This window comes from Streptomyces sp. NPDC002671 (genome assembly GCF_053592475.1).
This window is the reverse complement of the sequence record NZ_JBSFVU010000012.1, coordinates 212,162-228,435: the sequence shown is the minus strand read 5'-3', so window position 1 is coordinate 228,435 and position 16,274 is coordinate 212,162. Positions and strand designations below refer to the sequence as shown.

Genomic DNA, 16,274 nt, shown 5'->3' with positions numbered 1-16,274 from the left:
TTCGATACGCGAATGTATCGAATACATCCATGTATCGAAAGCCCCCGGATGCACCGGCTCGACGGCCCGCATGGGAACGTATTTTCGATTAGCGAGTTACGCTGAACCCATGTCCACGCACCTCCAGGGCTCCCTGTTCGACCAGACCGACGAGCTGCGGCTCGGCTCCCTCGACGGGTTGCGCCGGACCGGACTGGGCTCGGGAGCCTGGATCGATGTGCTGCCGGGCTGGCTGAGCGGCGCCGACGCCCTGTTCGAGCGGCTCGCGGCGGACGTGCCGTGGCGGGCGGAGCGCCGCAAGATGTACGACAACGTCGTCGCCGTACCGCGGCTGCTCGCCCACTACGCGGCCCACGACCCGCTGCCGCACCCCGTGCTGGACGAGGCGCGCACCGCCCTGTCGCGGCACTACACCGGGGAGCTGGGCGAGCCGTTCACGACCGCCGGGCTGTGCTTCTACCGCGACGGCCGGGACAGTGTCGCCTGGCACGGGGACCGGATCGGGCGCGGGGCGCGCGAGGACACGATGGTCGCGATCCTCTCCGTCGGCGCACCCCGGGATCTGCTGCTGCGCCCGGTGGGCGGAGGCGGTACGACCGTACGGCGGGCGCTCGGGCACGGCGACCTCATCGTGATGGGCGGCTCCTGCCAGCGGACCTGGGAGCACTGCGTGCCCAAGACCGCCCGCGCCGCCGGGCCGCGCATCAGCATCCAGTTCCGCCCGCACGGCGTGCTCTGACGCACCGCGCCCCCTTGCGGGGCGCGGTGACACATCTGGTTGGCTGTGCCCCACCATCAGCCACTCAGGGCCTCGGGGAGATCATGCGGCCAGACGTACGCCAAGTCGCCGACAACACCTATCTGGTGCACGGCCACCACACCAACTGGGTCATCCTTAAGGAAGGCGACGCCGTCACCCTGGTGGACACCGGATATCCCGGGGACCGGCAGGGGCTCCTCGAGTCGCTTGCGCAGGTGGGCAGTTCACCGGAGGCCGTCGCCGCCGTGCTGATCACCCACGCGCACAACGACCACATCGGCTCGGCCGAGTACCTGCGCGGCACCCACGGCACCCCGGTCTACCTGCATCCCGCGGAAGTCCCGCACGTCCGCCGGGACTTCCTCCAGCAGGCCACCATCGGCGACGTGGTGCGCAACGCCTGGCGGCCGGGGGTCCTGCCCTGGGCGGTGCACGTGCTCCGCGTGGGCGGCACCGACCACAACCCCGTCACCGCTCCCGAGCCGTTCCCGGTCGAGGGGGCGCTGGACCTGCCGGGCCGTCCCGTGCCGGTGCACACCCCCGGCCACACGGACGGCCACTGCGTCTACCATCTGCCCGACGCCGGCATCGTGATCTCCGGCGACGCCCTGGCCACCGGGCACGCGACCTCGCGGATCAAGGGCCCGCAGATGCTGCTCGACTTCTTCCACCACGAGCGTGGCCGGGCCGTGGCCTCGCTGGACGTGATCGGCGCGCTCGACGGCGACACGCTGCTGCCCGGACACGGGCCGGTGCACCACGGCTCCGTGCGCGCGGCGGCGGAGCTGGCCCGGGAACGGGCGTCGTAGTCCAGGGGCCGTAGAGCGGGGGCCGTAGAGCGGGGGCGGGCGTCGTGCCGCCCGCCCCGAGGCGCAGGTCAGTCGTGCGGGACCACGGCCACCGGGCACTCCGCGTGGTGCAGCACGCCGTGCGCGACCGAGCCGATGCGGGCGCCGACGGCCGTACGGTGCGCCCGGCGGCCGACGACCATCAGCTGGGCGCGGGCGGCCACCGACAGCAGTACCTGGCCCGCGCTGCCCAGCTCGACGTGCTCGGCCACGGGCACGGCGGGGAACCGTTCCCGCCAGGGCCGGAGCGCCGCGGACAGCGCCTGCTGCTCGTAGGGTTCGAGGCCCCCGGCGTCGTCCAGGAGTTTCATCGAGCCGGGGCTGTAGGCGAACACCGGCGGCAGGGTCCAGGCGCGGACGGCCCGGACCATGGCGCCGCGCGCCGCCGCAGTCTCGAACGCGAACCGCAGGGCGGCGGCGCTGTCCTCCGGCTCGCCCTGCTGGCCCACGACGACGTCCCGCCCGGCCGCCTCCGCCGCCGGCTCGTCGCCGGCCCGCACCAGGACCACCGGCCGGGTCGCCGTGGCGATCAGCTGCTGGCCGACCGAGCCGAGCAGGAACCCGACGACCGGCCCGTGCCCGCGTGAGCCGAGCACCAGCATCTCGGCGTCCGCGGCCACGCCGGTCAGGGCCTCCACCGCGCCGCCCTCGACCACGCCGACGCTCACCCGGAGCTCCGGATGCCGCTCGGAGACGGTGCGCACGGCCTCCGTCACGCCGTCCGACACCCACCTGTGCTGAGTGTCCCGGTCCGCTGCGGCGAGCGCCTCGGTGTAGCGCCACGCGTGCACCACACGCAGCGGCAGCCCGCGCCGTACGGCTTCCCGGGCCGCCCAGTGCAGCGCGGCCAGGCTCTCCTCCGTACCGTCCACCCCTGCCGTGATCGGGCGTGTCATGCGTGGGCCTCCTCGATGCGCCGGGCGGTCGGTGCGCCGCCCGGTCGTTCCGATGCGCACTGTCGGCCTATCGGCAGCCACCGCGCACGGGCACGACGATATCGTCGACGAGCCGGCGCACGATCTTCGACGGGTAGGGGGCGCGCAGGCTGAGCACGATGTGCGTGAAGCCGGCGGCGATGAGCTCCGCGATCGTCTCGCGGTCCTTCACCGGGTCGTCGTAGGAGACGATGTATTGCACCGAACGGGTGATCGACCGCGGGTCCCGGCCCAGCGACGCGCAGTGGGCGTCCAGCACGCGAGCGCGCTCGGCGATCTGCTCCACGGTGTTGTGCGGCGGGCCAGGGATGTTCCACATGTCCGCGTGCTCGGCGACCAGCCGCAGCGTGCGGGTGCCCCAGCCGCCGATCAGCAGCGGAGGTCCGGGACGCTGGACCGGCTTGGGCTCGTTGCGCGTGCCGGTGAGGGTGACGTACTGCCCGTGGAAGTCGAAGACGTCCTGGGTCCACATCGCCTTCAGGACGGCGATGGTCTCGGCCAGCCGGGCGATGCCCTCGGCGGGCGGGACCAGGCTGAGCCCGTAGGCCGCGTATTCGGCCAGGGCGGGATTCTGGCCGGCGACGCCTCCCGCGCCGGGCGGCTGATGGGTGCCGCCGACGCCGAGCCCCATGATCAGCCGGCCTCCCGAGATCACGTCCACCGTGGTGGCGATCTTGCCGAGGACGGCGGGCGGGCGGATCCGGTTGCTCGTCACCAGCAGCCCCAGCCGCAGCCGCCGGGTCCGGGCGGCCAGCGCGGCGAGCAGCGTCCAGCCTTCGAGCACCTGCCCGTCCTTCGGCCCGGCGGCCGGCATCAGGTGGTCCCACAGCCAGGCGTCCTCGATGTCGGGCAGCTCGTCGGCCTCCTCCCAGACCCGGAGGATCTCCTCGTAACCGACCCGCATCGGGGTCGTCTTGATGCCGAACGTCACTGCGTCGCGCGCCTGATCACTCATACCCGTCCCTCCCCTTCAGTTCGCTCAATCATCAGCCTAAAAATGATTTGCTACGCCAATCATTTATGGAGCGATACGATGTGCTCATGACCGGCGACACCCCCACCAGCGCACTGACCTCACGCCTTGGTTACCTGCTCAAGCACGCCCAACTGCGGTACGCGGAGGCGTCTGCGCAGGCCTTGGCGCCGTTCGGCGTCGACGGGCGTGAGCTGGCGGTGCTGGCCGTACTCGCCGCGGACCGGCCGCTGTCCCAGACGGAGGCCGCCGGCCGGATCGGCATCGACCGGTCCACGATGGTCGCGCTCGTCGACGCCCTGGAGGACAAGGGGCTCGTGGCGCGCCGCCGCAGCGAGCACGACCGGCGCCGGAACACCGTGCAGCCGACCGAGCACGGCCAGAAGGTGCTGAGCGCGGCCGACGCCGCCCGCGCCGAGGCCGAGGGCCGGTTCCTCGCCGCACTCTCCGACGCGGACGCCGAGCCCTTCCTGCGGGCGCTGCGTACCTTGGCCGGCGTCGCGGAAGCCGGTGACGCGGAAACGGACCAAGACGGCCCCGAGGGCCGCTGAGGGCAGCGAACCCGGGCGGTCGAACATACGATGGGCTCGAATCGGTGCGGTGGTCTCCACGACACCGCCCCGTTGATCCGACGCCTCGGGGTGGGAGACGTATGGCACAGGCCGACGACGCAGCACGGACCGTCATCCTGACCGTGGACGACGATCCGGGAGTCTCCCGCGTCGTCGCCCGCGATCTCAGGCGGCGCTACGGCGCCTCGTACCGGATCGTGCGCGCCGAGTCCGGTGAGTCCGCGCTGGAGGCGCTGCGCGAGCTGAAGCTGCGCGGCGATCTCGTCGCCGTGATCCTGGCGGACTACCGGATGCCGCAGATGAACGGCATCGAGTTCCTGGAACAGGCCCTCGACGTGTATCCGGGCGCGCGGCGCGTGCTGCTGACCGCGTACGCGGACACGAACGCGGCGATCGACGCGATCAACGTCGTCGACCTCGATCACTATCTGCTCAAGCCGTGGGACCCGCCGGAGGAGAAGCTCTATCCGGTTCTGGACGACCTGCTGGACGCCTGGCGCCGCAGCGACTACCGGCCCGTGCCCAGCACCAAGGTCGTCGGGCACCGCTGGTCGGCGCGCTCCTCGGACGTGCGCGAGTTCCTCGCCCGCAACCAGGTGCCGTACCGCTGGTACTCCGTGGACGAGCCGGAGGGGCAGCGGCTGCTGGCGGCGGCCGGGCAGGACGGGGAGCGGCTGCCGCTCGTCGTCACCCCGGACGGCACCGCCCTGGTCGAACCCGAGGCTCCCGAACTGGCCGCGCGGGTGGGGCTCGCCACCACACCCACGGCCGACTTCTATGACCTCGTCGTCATCGGCGGCGGCCCGGCCGGGCTCGGCGCGGCCGTGTACGGCGCCTCGGAGGGCCTGCGGACCGTGCTCGTGGAGCGGTCGGCGACCGGCGGGCAGGCCGGGCAGAGTTCCCGGATCGAGAACTACCTCGGCTTCCCCGACGGCGTCTCCGGCGCCCAGCTCACCGACCGGGCGCGCCGCCAGGCGGCCAGGTTCGGTGCGGAGATCCTGACCGCCCGCGAGGTCACCGGACTTGAGGTGAACGGCGCGGCCCGTGTCGTACGGTTCGCGGACGGCTCGGCGATCGCCGCGCACAGCGTCATCCTCGCGACCGGCGTGCAGTACCGGCAGCTGGCGGCGCAGGGCTGCACCGACCTGACCGGGTGCGGGGTGTTCTACGGCTCCGCCCTGACCGAAGCCACCGCCTGCCAGGGGCACGACGTGTACATCGTCGGCGGCGCCAACTCGGCGGGCCAGGCGGCGATGTACCTGTCCCGGGGTGCGAAGTCGGTGACGATGCTGGTGCGCGGCCCGGATCTGTCGGCGTCGATGTCGCACTACCTGATCCAGCAGATCAACGAGGCGCCGAACATCTCGGTGCGCTGCCACACCGTGGTCGAGGAGGCGCACGGCTCCGGCCACCTGGAGCAGCTGACGCTGCGTCACATGGAGACCGGGGAGACCGAACAGGTCGACGCGCAGTGGATGTTCGTGTTCATCGGCGCGGCCCCGCTGACCGACTGGCTGGGCGACACCGTGCTGCGCGACGAACGCGGGTTCATCCTCGCCGGGCCCGACCTGACCGTCGACGGACGGCCGCCGGCCGGCTGGGAGCTGGACCGTCCGCCGTACCACTTGGAGACCAGTATTCCCGGCGTGTTCGTGGCGGGCGACGCGCGCGCGGAGTCCGCCAAGCGCGTCGCGTCCGCCGTCGGCGAGGGAGCCATGGCCGTGATGCTCGTCCACCGGTATCTGGAGCAGTCATGAGCGGCGGACAGGTGATGCCGTGCAACCCGAAGGAGATCGGGTCGCTGTTCCTGTTCGAGAAGCTGACGGCGGACCAGCTCGGCCGGCTGTGCAGCGCGGGGCGGGTGGAGCTGTTCCAGCCCGGCCCGGTGTACACCGAGGGTGAACCCGCCACCTGCTTCTACGTGATGGCCGAGGGCACGGTGGTGCTCTCCCGGCGGGTCGGCGGCGACGACGTGGAGGTCACCCGGACCTCGCAGCGCGGGGTGTACGCGGGCGCCTTCCAGGCGTACATCGGGGACCGGGTGCCGCAGGTGTACAACAACTCGATGCGGGTGACGGAGCCGACGCGGTTCTTCGTGCTGCCGGCGGACACCTTCGCGGACATCATGCGCGAGTGGTTCCCGATGGCCGTGCACCTGCTGGAGGGGCTGTTCTTCGGGGCGAAGAGCACGCAGGCCATCATCGGGCAGCGGGAACGGCTGCTGGCGCTGGGCTCGTTGTCCGCGGGGCTCACGCACGAGCTGAACAACCCCGCGGCGGCGGCCGTACGGGCGACCTCGATGCTGCGGGAGCGGGTCGCGAAGATGCGGCACAAGCTCGCGCTGATCGCCGAAGGCCCCTTCTCCCGGGACGCGTTGGCAGATCTGATCGAGATCCAGGAGCGCACCGCCGAGCGGGTCGCCAAGGCGCCCGCGCTCAGCCCGCTGGAGGCCGCCGACCGCGAGGACCTGGTCACCGACTGGCTGGAGGACCACGGTATCGACTTCGGCTGGCAGCTGGCACCGGCGTTCGTGCAGGCCGGGCTCGACGTCGACTGGCTGGAGCAGGTCGCGGCGGCCGTGGACGAGGAGATCCTGGCCGGGGCGATGGCGTGGCTCAACTACACCATCGAGACCGAGCTGTTGATGAGCGAGATCGAGCACTCCACCACGCGGATCTCGCACCTGGTCGACGCGGCCAAGCAGTACTCGCAGCTGGACCGGGCACCCTATCGGGTTGTCGACGTGCACGAACTCCTCGACAGCACGCTGGTGATGCTGTCCGGGAAGCTCGGTCCGGGCGTCGAGGTCGTCAAGGAGTACGACCGTACGCTCCCCGAGATCCCCGCCTACCCGGCGGAGTTGAACCAGGTGTGGACCAACCTGATCGACAACGCGGTCGGCGCCATCAGGAGCGGCGGCGGGCAGGGCACGCTGACCGTGCGCACCGCGCTCGACCACGAGCGGCTGCTGGTGGAGTTCCGGGACACCGGGCCGGGGATCCCCGAGGAGATCAAGGACCGGATCTTCGACCCGTTCTTCACCACCAAGCCGGTCGGCGAGGGCACCGGTCTCGGGCTGGACATCTCCTGGCGGATCGTCGTCAACAAGCATCACGGCAGCCTGCTGGTGGAGTCGGTGCCCGGCGACACCCGCTTCCGGGTGCTGCTTCCACTGACCGCCGAAACCCCCACGGAGGAGGGCGTATGACTGACCCCGACGCCATCGACCCGAGCGTCCCGCCCAGCGGCACCGGCTGCGTGGAATGCGAGGAGGCGGGCGGCTGGTGGTTCCATCTGCGCCGCTGCGCGCAGTGCGGGCACATCGGCTGCTGCGACGACTCCCCCGCCAAGCACGCGACGGCCCACTGGCGGGTCACCGGGCATCCGGTGATGCGCAGTTACGAGCCGGGCGAGGCCTGGTTCTGGAACTACGCGACCGACGAAATGGTCAACTACTCCGGCCCCGAACTCGCTCCCCCGGTCAGCCATCCGGCGGACCAGCCGGTGCCGGGTCCGGCCGGACGCGTCCCCGCGGACTGGGCGGACACACTGCGCTGACCCGGCGGCGGGGCGCTGCTCCAGCCGGCGCAGCCGAGGCGGTCGAGGTCGACGGCCTCGGCCATGGCCCGCATGCCCCGGTCGTCCGGGTGCAGATGGTCGCCGCTGTCGAAGGCGGGCCGCAGCCGCTCGTCGTCGTACGGGCTGCGCAGCACGCGGTCGAAGTCGATGACGGCGTCGAACTCCCGGCTGCCGCGGAGGTATCGGTTCACCTCACGGCGTACGGCTTCGGCGGCCGGATCCCATTCGGGCCGGCCCTTGAACGGCCCGACGGTGCCGACGACCACGCACTTGCCGGCCGCGTGCGCCCGCCGGGCGATGTCCTTGTACCCGGTGATGAGCTGCTGCGCGGTGACGCCGGTGTGGGCCTTGATGTCGTTCACGCCCTCGAAGAGGAGGACGGTGCGCACGCCGGGCTGGGCGAGCACGTCGCGTGCCAGCCGGTGCAGCGCGCTGGGTCCGGCGTCGTCGGCGAGCAGCTTGTTGCCCGAGATCCCCTCGTCGGCGACGCCCTGGAGGGCTGCGCCGCTGGTGCGCAGGCGCCGGGCGAGGTAGTCGGGCCAGCGGTGGTCGAGGCCGGCGGTGGACTGCTCGCCGTCGGTGATCGAGTCGCCGAGCGCGGCAACGGCGCCGACGGCGGCGCCCGGCGGCCGTACCGTGACGGCGTCGAGGTACCACCAGGAGCCGGTGGTCCGCGTCCAGCCGGCGCCGCTCTCCTCGGCCGTGCGGTCGCCCCGGCTGGTGTACGACGTCTGCAGGGCAAGCCCGTGGCCGGTGGCCGGACCCGCCGCGGCCAGGGTGTGGAAGCTGACGACCAGGTCGGTGCCGGCGGCAATCCGGCCGGGCAGCGGGTCGCTCCAGACGGCGGCCCCGGCCGGGACGATGATCATGCGGGCGCCGGCGAAGGTGAGCGGCCGGTTGCTGCCCGGCCGCAGCGCGGCACCCCGGCCACGCAGGCCCGCGTAGACGCTGTCCAGGGTCAGGGGGCGGTCGCCGAAAACGTTGGAGAGGTGCACGCGCAGGCCGGTACCGCCGACGCTGGTGTGCACGACGAGCCGGTAGCCCTGGCCGGCGATGCCGTGACCGACGCGGTCGGCGCTCGCCGCCCAGGTGACCACGCCGGTGGCCCGGGTGACGGCCTCGGGCAGCCGGGCAGCCGCCTGGCCGGGCGCGGCCTGGGAGACGAGGATCGTCAGCACCACCCCGGCCACGCGCCGGGTGCGCGCGAACCGGTATCCCACGGAGGTCATGGTCCCGCCGATGCCGCGGTCGCGCACCTTGGAGGGGGCTCTTCGAAGGCTGCCGACATGCGGCCGGACATGCGGATGCCCCGCGCGAGGCGGGGCATCCTGTGGTGCCGGTGTACGCGGCCGTCCGTCAGTGGGCGGCCGGCGTGTTGGCGGCGGTGACGTTCACCGCGGCCCACGCCTTGTTCACCGTCTTGTACTCGGTGCTGGTCGAGCCGTACAGGTCCGCGGCCGCCTTCAGCGTCGCGATGCGCGCCTTGTGGAAGTCGGTCGTGGAGACCATGTAGTGGGTCAGCGCACGGTAGAAGATCTTGGTCGCCTTGGCCCGGCCGATGCCGGTGACCGAGACGCCCCCGTAGGTCGGCGAGTTGTAGCTCACGCCGTTGATCGTCTTCGCGCCGCTGCCCTCGGCAAGGAGGTAGTACGCGTGCGAGGAGACACCGGAACCGGCGTGCACCTCGGTGTAGTACGTGTCCGTCGACCAGTAGTCGATCGTGCCCTCGAGCTTGTCGAGCGACGGGTGGTCCAGGCGGCGCAGGAAGTGCTGGGCCAGGCCGAGCTTCTCGCCGATCAGGTAGTCCGGCGTGTCCTTCGTGTTGTTCGCGTAGAACTCGACGTTGGAGCCGAAGATGTCCGCGAGGGACTCGTTCAGCGCACCGGGCTCGCCGTACTGGTTGCCGTCGTTGTCGACGTACGTCGGCTGCAGGTTGGCGGTGGCCTCCACGACGCCGTGGGTCAGCTCGTGACCGGTGACATCGAGGACGACGAGCGGCTTCTTGAACATCGTGCCGTCGCCGTCGCCGTACAGCATGCAGTTGCAGGTCGGGTCCCAGAAGGCGTTCGCGACCTTGGTGCCCCAGTGGACCATGGCGTGGGCGGCCTTGCTGTCGTTGCGGATGCCCTTGCGACCGAAGGTGTTCTTGTAGAAGTCCAGGGTCTTGGTGACACCGTACTGCGCGTCGGCGGCGGCGCTGGCGCGGCTGGTGGTCGTGCCGTTGCCCCAGATGTTGGTGGTGTTGGTGAACTTCGTGCCGACGCCGAAGCTCTCCGTGGTCTTGTTCTTGGCGTCGCGGGTCTCGGTGCCGTACCGGCTCGGGTCCTTGAGCAGGTAGTGGCCGGCGGAGGTCGCCGTGGTGGTGAGACCGACGCTGCCCACGAACAGGGTCTTGCCGGTGCCGTGCGCGGACGTCGGGTAGGTGACGCCGGACAGGGCCGGGGTGGAGGAGCCGAGCAGGCCGGAGCCGCCGAGGCCGGTGGCCGGGTCGGCCGTCTCGCCGCGCTGGCGCATGGCCTTGAGCAGCTTCGGCGACAGGAACTCGTCCGCGTCGGGGGTGTTGCTGCGCACCTTGCCGGTGAGGGCGTCGATCACAACGGTGCTGGAGGCGCCGTTGTCGGTGACCGTCACCTGGTAGGCGAGGGTGGCGGCGCCACCGCGGGCGTCCACGACGAGCTGGGCGTCGCCGGCCTGGCCCTTGGTGGCCTGGGCGGCCTTGGCCTCGGCCTGGCCCGCGCTCAGCTTGGCCTGGGTGGCGGCGGGCTTGACGGAGTGGTCGGCCGCGGCCGTGACACCCGTGTAGGCCAGCTTCCGGTCGAGGTGGACGATGAGGTCGCCACCGAGGACCGGCATGCCGTCGTGGGCACGGACGAACCGAACGTGCCGGGCGCCCTCGGGGTCGATCATGACGTCCTGGGGGACGAGTTCGTCACCCTTGGAGACGCCGGTCGCCGACGCGTGGGCGACGGCCGCGGTGCGGGCCGCCTCCACCACCAGCGAAGCGTCCGTGGCGGAGGACGCGGCAGCGTGCTCCGTCCCCGTGGAGGTACCCGCGAAGGCCGTACCGGCCAGGCCCGTGGCAGCAGTCGCAACCGCGACGGCGACCGCCACGGTGCGTATGTGCGGTCTACGCACTGATATGGGTTCCTTCGTTCAAAGGCAGCAGGGATCACCAACCGCCTTGAGGCATGGCGCCGTTGAGGGCCATGGGGGCTGGTCGGGCCCCGTGCAGTCACCCTTTCGGATCGGTCATGCCCACGTAAAGATGGAATGATCCATTTCGCCGCTTTCGTTGACAATCCTTTACAAAAGCGCGCCGCAGGGTGATTGCCGGATGACCAACTGTGTGTCGGCTGTGGAGACGTTGCCTGAATCCTTAAGGTTCCCAGGCCGGAATGTGACCGAGGTCGCATCAAGAACCTTACGAATGGGAGCAGGTGCCGGATGAGGTCATCAACGGTGGGCAGGGGTGCGGTTTTCGGAGCGGTCGTGCTGTCGCTGCTCGCGCTCCCGGCCCAGGCCGCGACCGGCGCGGCCGGTGCGGCCGGTGCGGCCGGTGCGGCCGGTGCCCCGGCGGCAGCGACGCTCCCGGCGCCCGACATCACGGGGCTGGCCGGGGTGCTGGGTTCGGCGGTGGCCCAGGGCGCGCCGGGAGCCCTGGCCCGCATCGACGACCGCGGCAGGACGTACTGGGTGACGCACGGGTTCGCCGACCGCGCCAGCCGGCGCGCCATCGCCAGCGGCGACCGGTTCCGCGTCGGCAGCGTCACCAAGACGTTCTCCGCGGTGGTCCTGCTGCAACTGGCCGACGAACACCGGCTGGACCTGGACGCCCCGGTCAACCGCTACCTGCCGAAGCTCCTGCCGGACGACCACATCACCGTGCGGCACGTCCTGAGCCACCGCAGCGGCCTGTACGACTACACCAACGACCTGTTCGCCGACAGCGTGTCCGGCTTCGAGGCGGTGCGCAACAAGGTCTTCACCTACCGCCAGCTGGTCGGTCTCGCGCTGAAGAAGCCCCTCACCAACGCGCCCGGCGCCGCCTACGCGTACTCGAACACCAACTTCGTCGTCGCCGGCCTGCTCATCGAGAAGCTCACCGGGCACCCGGTGCGGACCGCGTACGAGAACCGCATCTTCAAGCCGCTGAAGCTGCGGGACACCTTCTACGTCCACCCGGACACCCGAATCCCCGGCCGGTACGCCCGCGGTTACCTCACCTCCGACACCGCCGGCGCCCCCCTCATCGACGCGACCTCCCAGACGGTGTCGTGGGCCCAGAGCGCGGGCGCGATCATCTCCAGCGCCCGCGACCTGAACACCTTCTACTCGGCACTGCTCGGCGGCAAGCTGCTCTCCACGGCCCGGCTCGCGGCGATGCAGCACTGGACCCGGGTCACCAGCACAACGGCGTACGGGCTCGGGCTGCGCCGTCGCGACCTGTCCTGCGGCATCTCGGTGTACGGCCACACGGGCGCCGTCCAGGGCTACTACACCTACGCCTTCACCACCAAGGACGGCGGGCGCAGCCTCACGGCCGTCGCCAACGCCTCCAACAACGCCAAGCTCCTCGACACCCTGGCGGGCACGCTGGACTCGGCGTTCTGCGGGAAGCCGAGCAAGGCGGACAACTCGGGCAGCGTGGGCACTCCGCGCATGACGGAGCGGGCATGGCCGGGCGAGCACAATATGTGATCTTGGCGGAATCACACCCTCCGGGAGACCATGCCCGCATGAAGGGTGATCTCTTTTCCAGTGAGCACATGGTGCAGCCGGCCCTCGAGCCCGGCATGACCGTCGAGAACGCCAAGTGCGTCAGGTACACGGTGAACGGCGAGATGTACGCCCGACAGGGAGCGATGGTCGCCTATCGCGGCAGCCTCCAGTTCGAGCGCAAGGGACAGGGCGTCGGCGGCATGCTCAAGCGTGCGGTCACCGGCGAGGGACTGCCCCTCATGGCGGTACGCGGGCAGGGCGACGCCTGGTTCGCGCACGAGGCTCAGAACTGCTTCATCGTCGAGGTGGAACCGGGCGACCGGTTCACCGTCAACGGCCGCAACGTGCTGTGCTTCGACGCCTCGCTGTCGTACGAGATCAAGACCGTGAAGGGCTCGGGCATCGCCGGCGGCGGCCTGTTCAACAGCGTGTTCAGCGGGCACGGCCGGCTCGGTCTGATCTGCGAGGGCCACCCGCTGGTCATACCGGTCTCCCCGCAGGCCCCGGTGTACGTCGACACGGACGCCGTGGTCGGCTGGACCGCGCAGCTGCAGACCTCACTGCACCGCTCCCAGTCCATCGGCTCGATGCTGCGCGGCGGTTCCGGGGAAGCGGTGCAGCTGATGCTCCAGGGCGAGGGTTACGTCGTGGTACGGCCGAGCGAGCTGACGCCACAGAAGACGCAGCAGCACTGACGGTTGCCGGACCTCCCGCCGGGGCACGAACTCCGATCCGTCAAAACCGTGTTGACCTCGGGCGTCCCCTCGGGTGAGGGTGCGCAAGGCGTGGTTCCCAGCCCCCGCGCCGGAAGGATGAGCGACCTTGATCGGGATCTCGGACATCGAAGCCGCCGCGCAGCGGATCGCCGGACACGTCGTACGGACGCCGACCGTGCCGAGTCCCGGCCTCACGGCGCTGCTCGGCGTCCCCGTCACCGTCAAGCTCGAACTCCTTCAGCGCACCGGCTCGTTCAAGGCGCGCGGCGCGGCGGCCAAGCTGCTGTCGCTGAGCGAGGCCGAGCGGGCGGCGGGCGTGGTGGGCGTCAGCGGCGGCAACCACGGGGTCGCCCTGGCCGTCATGGCGGCGGCCCTCGACGTGAAGGCGACGGTGGTCATGCCGCGTACGGCGCCCGCCCGGTCGATCAGGATCGCCGAGGAGGCGGGCGCGTCGGTGCAGTTGACCGACGGCATGGACACGGCCTTCGAGCTGGTGACGAAGCTGCGGGACGAGGGCCTGACCCTGGTCCACCCGTTCGACGACCCCGTGGTGATCGCCGGACAGGGCACCGTGGGGCTGGAGTTCACCGAGGATCTCGGGGACGCCGCCGAGCTGACGGACGTCGTCGTCAGCGTCGGTGGCGGGGGCCTGATCGCCGGGGTGGCGGCGGCACTGCGCGCCCGGAGACCGGGCGTGCGCGTCTGGGGTGTGGAGACGGAGGGCGCCGAGGCGATGTCCGCCGCGCTGAAGGCGGGCGGTCCGCTGCCGGTGCCGGTGTCGTCCCTGGTCACCACGCTCAGCGCGCCGTCCGTGTCCGCGCTGACCTACGGCCATGTGTCCGCGCTGGTCGAGGAGGTGCTGGTGGTTCCGGACCGGGAGGCCGTCCAGGGCTGTCTGGAGCTCGCCGAGCACGCCAAGGTGTGGGCGGAGCCGGCCGCGGGCTGCCTGCTGCCGGCGGCGCGGCAGATCGCGGCGCGGGTGGGCGACGGCGCCCGGCTGGGGCTCGTGGTGTGCGGAGGCAACACGGCACCCTCCGAGCTCCTGGGCTGGGCGGACCGCTTCGGTCTGGGGTGAACTCCTCTCCCTGTTGTTCACGCGGTGAACAACAGGCCGGAATTGGGCGGGAGTTGCGGTCCGTTTGAACGCGACCCCGCCCGTCCCCCGTACCCCTGGCCAAGACGAGGCAGGGGTTTCAGCGAGGGATGACCATGGCCAAGGCGCATGTCTTTGCACAGGAGTTGGTCGCAGGACGGTACCGGCTCCTGGAGGTCCTCGGCCGCGAGACCAACCGGGTGTGGTGGTACGCCGAGGACGTGCCGGCGCAGCAGCCCCGGCTGGTGGCCGAGACCGCGCTTCCGGAGAACTCCGGGGAGGACACCGTGCGCCGCGCCACGGCACGGATCATCCGGACCTCCGAGGTCGTGCGGCTGCTCCGTCCCGGCCAGGCCGCCACGGTCGTGGACGCCGTCGTCGAGGCGGGCACCCTGTGGACGGTAACCGAGCGGATCGACGGCACCCCGCTCGGCGAACTCCTCGGCCGCGAGGGCCCGTTGAACCCGGTGCGGGCGGCGCGGATCGCCCGCGAACTGCTCGGCGTACTGCAGGCCGCGCACGAGGAGGGCGTCACGCACGGGGAGCTGAGCCCCGGCCAGGTCTTCGTGCGGGAGAGCGGTCCCGTGGTCGTCACCGGGTTCGGGCTGGCGGGCACGACCCTGGCACCCCGGGTCACGTCACCGTCGTACGCCTCGCCGGAACAGGCCCGGGACGAGCGCATCGGACCGGCCGCCGACCTGTGGGCGCTGGGCGCGATCCTCTACACGATGGTCGAGGGGCGCCCGCCGTTCCGTGACCGCGGGCGGCCCGAAGCCACGCTGCAGGCCGTGGACCAGCTGCCGCTGCGCACACCACTGCGCGCGGGCCCGCTCACCCAGACCGTGCGGGGGCTGCTGCGCAAGAACCCACGGGAGCGGCTGACCGGGCCGGTGGTCCGCGAGGCCCTGGACCGGGTGCTCCGCGAGGACGCCGACGCACACCGGTGCCCCGCCCTCGCGCCCCGGCTGCGCGGCGCCTACGCGGGGGTACGCGCCACAGGCCCGGGGCGCGGCCGACGAGCCCTGGCCATGGGCAGCGCCCTGGCGGTCGTCACCGTCGCGGCGGCCGTCCTCGCCGCGACCCACCACCTTCCCGGTACCGGCACGGCAGGCGCGCGGGCCCGGCCGACGGCCTCGGGCCCAGCCGTACAGAGACACACCGACGACCCCACGCCCACCGCCTCGGCCTCCCCCGCCCTGCCGGCCGGCTACCGCCGCTACACCGCGCCGGAGGGCTTCTCGGTGGCGCTGCCGGACGGCTGGAAGCGGCTCGCCACCACCCGCGTCGCGGGCCTCGCCTATCGCGTCACCTTCGGCGCGGGCGACGGCTCCCCCACTCTCGCGGTCACCCACAGCGAACGCGTCGGCCCGGACCCGGTCGCCGTATGGCGCGACGACGTCGAACCGGACCTGGAGCGGCTCCCCGGCTACGACCGGGTCGGCACCGTCCGGGCCACCACCTATCAGGGCCACCGGGCCGCCGACCTGGAGTGGCTGTCGGGGTCCGGGGACGGGCGGGTGCACACCTTCGGGCGCGGCTTCCTGCTGGGTGGCCACCGCGGCTTCTCGCTGCGCTTCACGACCCCGGCCGGGGCCTGGGACGACGCGGCCAACCGGCTGGCGCTGAAGACGTTCCTGGGGACGTTCCGCGAGCAGGCGCACTGACCGGCGCTCAGGCGCCCTGGCAAAGCGACGCCAATGGGCCGACCTGGTGGCGCGGGACGCGCGTGAGTTCGGCGTCTACGCCCGCACCGGGGGCTGGACCTTCGCGCTGCTGGTGGCCCGCAGCGTGCGGCCGGGCGGCCACTTCGAGGCGCTGGAGCCGGGCCAGGGCGTCGGGCTGCCGGAAGCCGACGTGTGGCTGGGCTACTACGTCTCCCGGAACAGCGCCACCTCCGAGCGGGGCACCGCCATCGCCGAGTCCGGGCAGCTCAGGACCCCGGCCGGACCCCGGCCGGGCAGACCGTGGCGGCCCCCGCCGAGCTGCGCGAGGAGGCCGAGCGGCGCCTGGAGGAACTCCAGCAGGCGAGCGGCAGCCCGGACCTCCTGGATGAGCTCGCTCACACGGCAGGCCGACCCG

15 protein-coding genes and 1 pseudogene are annotated in these 16,274 nt (G+C 71.9%); 11 read left to right on the top strand and 5 right to left on the bottom strand.

Annotated features, from left to right (window positions below):
• Positions 1-109 precede the first annotated feature (109 nt).
• On the top strand, positions 110-739 hold the full coding sequence (locus tag ACWD35_RS20890) for an alpha-ketoglutarate-dependent dioxygenase AlkB (RefSeq protein WP_451352771.1): 630 nt from the start codon (positions 110-112) through the stop codon (positions 737-739).
• 83 nt (positions 740-822) lie between these two features.
• Positions 823-1,569, top strand: coding sequence for an MBL fold metallo-hydrolase (locus tag ACWD35_RS20885; protein WP_451352770.1), 747 nt, complete (start codon positions 823-825; stop codon positions 1,567-1,569).
• Between the two features lie 68 nt (positions 1,570-1,637).
• On the opposite strand, the gene ACWD35_RS20880 is transcribed toward ACWD35_RS20885, so the two are convergent.
• The gene (locus tag ACWD35_RS20880) at positions 1,638-2,504 is read right to left on the bottom strand and encodes a universal stress protein (RefSeq protein ID WP_451352769.1); all 867 of its coding nucleotides are present in this window, start codon (positions 2,502-2,504) and stop codon (positions 1,638-1,640) included.
• A 67-nt stretch (positions 2,505-2,571) separates the two neighbouring features.
• Positions 2,572-3,498, bottom strand: coding sequence for an LLM class flavin-dependent oxidoreductase (locus ACWD35_RS20875; protein WP_451352768.1), 927 nt, complete (start codon positions 3,496-3,498; stop codon positions 2,572-2,574).
• A gap of 86 nt (positions 3,499-3,584) precedes the next feature.
• On the opposite strand from ACWD35_RS20875, the gene ACWD35_RS20870 reads away from it, so the two are divergent.
• From ACWD35_RS20870 to ACWD35_RS20855, 4 genes are all read left to right on the top strand, one after another.
• Positions 3,585-4,067, top strand: a complete 483-nt coding sequence (locus ACWD35_RS20870) for a MarR family winged helix-turn-helix transcriptional regulator (protein WP_451352767.1) — start codon at positions 3,585-3,587, stop codon at positions 4,065-4,067.
• 101 nt (positions 4,068-4,168) lie between these two features.
• A complete protein-coding gene (locus ACWD35_RS20865) occupies positions 4,169-5,845 on the top strand; it encodes an FAD-dependent oxidoreductase (RefSeq protein WP_451352766.1) in 1,677 nt (558 codons plus the stop codon).
• Between the two features lie 14 nt (positions 5,846-5,859).
• The gene (locus tag ACWD35_RS20860) at positions 5,860-7,296 is read left to right on the top strand and encodes an ATP-binding protein (protein ID WP_451352806.1); all 1,437 of its coding nucleotides are present in this window, start codon (positions 5,860-5,862) and stop codon (positions 7,294-7,296) included.
• Positions 7,293-7,646 (top strand): UBP-type zinc finger domain-containing protein, encoded by a 354-nt coding sequence (locus ACWD35_RS20855; RefSeq protein WP_451352765.1) that lies wholly within the window; start codon positions 7,293-7,295, stop codon positions 7,644-7,646. Before ACWD35_RS20860 ends, ACWD35_RS20855 begins: the two co-directional genes overlap by 4 nt.
• Here ACWD35_RS20855 and ACWD35_RS20850 read toward each other — a convergent pair.
• Both ACWD35_RS20850 and ACWD35_RS20845 read right to left on the bottom strand, forming a co-directional pair.
• The gene (locus ACWD35_RS20850) at positions 7,541-8,896 is read right to left on the bottom strand and encodes an SGNH/GDSL hydrolase family protein (protein WP_451352764.1); all 1,356 of its coding nucleotides are present in this window, start codon (positions 8,894-8,896) and stop codon (positions 7,541-7,543) included. The two genes, ACWD35_RS20855 and ACWD35_RS20850, sit on opposite strands and share 106 nt — an antisense overlap.
• Before the next feature lie 127 nt (positions 8,897-9,023).
• The gene (locus ACWD35_RS20845; RefSeq protein ID WP_451352763.1) at positions 9,024-10,802 is read right to left on the bottom strand and encodes a M4 family metallopeptidase; all 1,779 of its coding nucleotides are present in this window, start codon (positions 10,800-10,802) and stop codon (positions 9,024-9,026) included.
• Positions 10,803-11,111: 309 nt separating this feature from the next.
• Here ACWD35_RS20845 and ACWD35_RS20840 point away from each other — a divergent pair, with 309 nt between their 5' ends.
• The 5 genes and pseudogenes from ACWD35_RS20840 to ACWD35_RS20820 form a co-directional block, all read left to right on the top strand.
• Positions 11,112-12,365, top strand: coding sequence for a serine hydrolase domain-containing protein (locus tag ACWD35_RS20840; RefSeq protein WP_451352762.1), 1,254 nt, complete (start codon positions 11,112-11,114; stop codon positions 12,363-12,365).
• Positions 12,366-12,403: 38 nt separating this feature from the next.
• The gene (locus ACWD35_RS20835) at positions 12,404-13,081 is read left to right on the top strand and encodes an AIM24 family protein (RefSeq protein ID WP_451352761.1); all 678 of its coding nucleotides are present in this window, start codon (positions 12,404-12,406) and stop codon (positions 13,079-13,081) included.
• A gap of 127 nt (positions 13,082-13,208) precedes the next feature.
• Entirely contained in the window at positions 13,209-14,177 is a 969-nt protein-coding gene (locus tag ACWD35_RS20830; RefSeq protein ID WP_451352760.1) for a threonine/serine dehydratase, read from the top strand.
• Between the two features lie 128 nt (positions 14,178-14,305).
• The gene (locus tag ACWD35_RS20825) at positions 14,306-15,859 is read left to right on the top strand and encodes a serine/threonine protein kinase (RefSeq protein WP_451352759.1); all 1,554 of its coding nucleotides are present in this window, start codon (positions 14,306-14,308) and stop codon (positions 15,857-15,859) included.
• A gap of 16 nt (positions 15,860-15,875) precedes the next feature.
• Positions 15,876-16,124 (top strand): annotated as a pseudogene (locus ACWD35_RS20820) (hypothetical protein); the annotation flags it as partial.
• Here the strand turns inward: ACWD35_RS20820 and ACWD35_RS20815 are convergent.
• The gene (locus tag ACWD35_RS20815; RefSeq protein ID WP_451352758.1) at positions 16,064-16,258 is read right to left on the bottom strand and encodes a hypothetical protein; all 195 of its coding nucleotides are present in this window, start codon (positions 16,256-16,258) and stop codon (positions 16,064-16,066) included. The pseudogene ACWD35_RS20820 and the gene ACWD35_RS20815 sit on opposite strands and share 61 nt — an antisense overlap.
• Between the last annotated feature and the right edge of the window lie 16 nt (positions 16,259-16,274).

Bases quoted from the DNA above. Each gene is read 5' to 3' on its own strand.
- ACWD35_RS20890 (WP_451352771.1), top strand. From the start codon at position 110: ATGTCCACGCACCTCCAGGGCTCCCTGTTCGACCAGACCGACGAGCTG.
- ACWD35_RS20885 (WP_451352770.1), top strand. From the start codon at position 823: ATGCGGCCAGACGTACGCCAAGTCGCCGACAACACCTATCTGGTGCAC.
- ACWD35_RS20880 (WP_451352769.1), bottom strand. From the start codon at position 2,504: ATGACACGCCCGATCACGGCAGGGGTGGACGGTACGGAGGAGAGCCTG.
- ACWD35_RS20875 (WP_451352768.1), bottom strand. From the start codon at position 3,498: ATGAGTGATCAGGCGCGCGACGCAGTGACGTTCGGCATCAAGACGACC.
- ACWD35_RS20870 (WP_451352767.1), top strand. From the start codon at position 3,585: ATGACCGGCGACACCCCCACCAGCGCACTGACCTCACGCCTTGGTTAC.
- ACWD35_RS20865 (WP_451352766.1), top strand. From the start codon at position 4,169: ATGGCACAGGCCGACGACGCAGCACGGACCGTCATCCTGACCGTGGAC.
- ACWD35_RS20860 (WP_451352806.1), top strand. From the start codon at position 5,860: ATGCCGTGCAACCCGAAGGAGATCGGGTCGCTGTTCCTGTTCGAGAAG.
- ACWD35_RS20855 (WP_451352765.1), top strand. From the start codon at position 7,293: ATGACTGACCCCGACGCCATCGACCCGAGCGTCCCGCCCAGCGGCACC.
- ACWD35_RS20850 (WP_451352764.1), bottom strand. From the start codon at position 8,896: ATGACCTCCGTGGGATACCGGTTCGCGCGCACCCGGCGCGTGGCCGGG.
- ACWD35_RS20840 (WP_451352762.1), top strand. From the start codon at position 11,112: ATGAGGTCATCAACGGTGGGCAGGGGTGCGGTTTTCGGAGCGGTCGTG.
- ACWD35_RS20835 (WP_451352761.1), top strand. From the start codon at position 12,404: ATGAAGGGTGATCTCTTTTCCAGTGAGCACATGGTGCAGCCGGCCCTC.
- ACWD35_RS20825 (WP_451352759.1), top strand. From the start codon at position 14,306: ATGACCATGGCCAAGGCGCATGTCTTTGCACAGGAGTTGGTCGCAGGA.